The organism is Pseudomonas sp. NPDC087614 (assembly GCF_044743485.1).
Classification (GTDB): Bacteria; Pseudomonadota; Gammaproteobacteria; order Pseudomonadales; family Pseudomonadaceae; genus Aquipseudomonas; species Aquipseudomonas baetica_A.
Genome location: NZ_JBIUWN010000190.1, coordinates 1 through 1,373 on the forward strand (window position 1 = coordinate 1; position 1,373 = coordinate 1,373).

General features: G+C 59.7%; 3 protein-coding genes. All 3 read right to left on the minus strand.

Annotated features, from left to right (window positions below):
* Nucleotides 1–573, minus strand: a 573-nt coding sequence (locus ACIOWA_RS28015) for an IS66 family transposase zinc-finger binding domain-containing protein (RefSeq protein ID WP_401162936.1), incomplete at its 3' end; no start/stop codon positions are given.
* A 49-nt stretch (nt 574–622) separates the two neighbouring features.
* Nucleotides 623–958 (minus strand): IS66 family insertion sequence element accessory protein TnpB, encoded by a 336-nt coding sequence (gene tnpB, locus ACIOWA_RS28020; RefSeq protein ID WP_157815118.1) that lies wholly within the window; start codon nt 956–958, stop codon nt 623–625.
* Entirely contained in the window at nt 955–1,272 is a 318-nt protein-coding gene (tnpA, locus tag ACIOWA_RS28025; protein ID WP_095188479.1) for an IS66-like element accessory protein TnpA, read from the minus strand. The genes tnpB and tnpA overlap by 4 nt, the downstream gene beginning before the upstream one ends.
* Nucleotides 1,273–1,373: the final 101 nt, after the last annotated feature.

Genomic DNA, 1,373 nt, shown 5'->3' on the forward strand with positions numbered 1-1,373 from the left:
CACCATCACATGCGCCAGCAGGCCTGAGGTCGGGATGCCCTTGTCGATCACCTGGGCCGGCACCGGTGCTTGGATCAGTGTTTCGCACTGGCGGCAGGCCCACTTTCCACGTACATGCTGCTCAACGGTAAACACGCCCGGCGTGTAATCCAGCTTCTCGCTGACGTCTTCGCCGATGCGCTGAAGCTGACACCCGCAGACACACTGGGTGTTCTCTGGCTCGTGACGAATGACGGTACGTGGGAACTGCGGCGGCAGCGGCGCGCGCTTGGGTTTTTGGCGGGTTTCGTCCGACGTTGGGGCGGGACGAAGCGCGTTCAGTTCTGCCTCGATAGCCTCAAGGTCAGTGTTGAGCAGGTCATCGAGCAAGCTGCCTTGCGCCGGGCTGATCTGCTCACTGCGCTTGGCGAACTTGTGGCGCTTGAGGATGGCAATCTCGTGAGAGAGCTGCTCGATGATCGTCTCGTCACGATGGATTTTTCGGCCCATGGTGTCGACCTTCGACAGCAACTGCGCAGCGAGTGCGCGCAGTTGTTCGGGTGTCATTTGGTCGAGATTGGGAGAGGAAGTCATGCCGTGGATTTTACCAAAGCGATCCACCTGCCACAGCTGAAAAGCAAGGCTAAATCATTGTGATTGCGCCGTTAGCGCCAACTCGCTGCCATGGCAAACCGAGCACCAGCGCTTGAAGTTGTTCAGCGTCGAGCCCGACTTCCAAACCGCGATGAGTGCCAGGCCAGTGAAACTTGCCTTGGTTCAAACGCCGTGCGGCAAGCCAGATGCCCACGCCATCGTGCACCAGCACCTTCATCCGGTTGGCCCGGCGGTTGGCGAACAGATAAGCGCAGTGCGGCTTCGCCGCACCGAACACGGCGACCACGCGGGCCAACGCAGTTTCGGTGCCGGCGCGCATGTCCATGGGCTCAGTGGCGAGCCAGATGGCGTCGATGCGTATCATTGCGAGAGGCTGCGGATAAAACGTGCGCAGCCGTCCGGGTCGGTGATGGGCCATTTGACCGTGATGGCTTTGTCGCCCAGCGGCAGTGCGATCACCACCGCTTCATCAGCGTGCCGTTTAGGCATTGGTTGCAGCGGTACAAACGCGGGAAGTGGCGCGACAGGTTTATCACGGTAAATCGGCAGCCACTTGCGAATCACGTTGGCATTGATGCCGTGGCTGATGGCGACGCTGGAAACTGAGGCACCGGGTTTCAGGCATTCCTGCACAACCTGGGCCTTGAAGGGTTTGGGATAGGAGCTTCGTTGGCGCATGGAAATCCTGGCGATAAGGGTGATCGCGTCCGCTTAAAAATAGGCGGACACCATCGCCCTTAATTCCGGATTTCTGAAGGTGTGTTCGCTGGCCGCTTACG

Coding starts and splice junctions, on each gene's coding strand:
- tnpB (WP_157815118.1), bottom strand. CDS start 958: ATGATACGCATCGACGCCATCTGGCTCGCCACTGAGCCCATGGACATG.
- tnpA (WP_095188479.1), bottom strand. CDS start 1,272: ATGCGCCAACGAAGCTCCTATCCCAAACCCTTCAAGGCCCAGGTTGTG.